Source organism: Pseudoalteromonas sp. S3178 (genome assembly GCF_005886985.1).
Lineage (GTDB): Bacteria > Pseudomonadota > Gammaproteobacteria > Enterobacterales > Alteromonadaceae > Pseudoalteromonas > Pseudoalteromonas carrageenovora.
Window position 1 is genome coordinate 1 of record NZ_PNCW01000150.1, and the last position, 414, is coordinate 414.

Sequence of the window (414 nt, forward strand, 5' to 3'; positions counted from 1 at the left end):
ACAGCACCACAAGCCGCGGGTAAAATTCATACTGACTTTGAGCGAGGCTTTATTCGTGCTCAAACCATTGCATTTGATGACTACATTGAGTTTCGCGGTGAAACTGGTGCGAAAGACGCAGGGAAAATGCGTCAAGAAGGTAAAGAATACATCGTGAAAGATGGCGATGTGATGAACTTCTTATTTAACGTGTAACCATAGTTACTACACGCTATTTCAATAAAAGGAGCTTCGGCTCCTTTTTAGTTTTATCAACTCTGCTTTTTAATCAAATAAGTACCTTGCTCTTCAGAGTAAGTTATAGACTTCAAAGGAATAAAAATTCACAGGATTTGTTAAAAATTTGCAATTGCACCGCATGATTTTATATAAAAACAAGCCGTTTCGCTTAATTTATCTGCAAACAAACTGTGT

General features: G+C 37.2%; 1 protein-coding gene. It reads left to right on the forward strand.

Annotation, left to right across the window (positions count from 1 at the left end; translation table 11 throughout):
• A partial coding sequence (locus CWC11_RS20405; protein ID WP_138684148.1) for a DUF933 domain-containing protein occupies positions 1-195 on the forward strand: 195 nt, incomplete at its 5' end.
• Positions 196-414 lie beyond the last annotated feature (219 nt).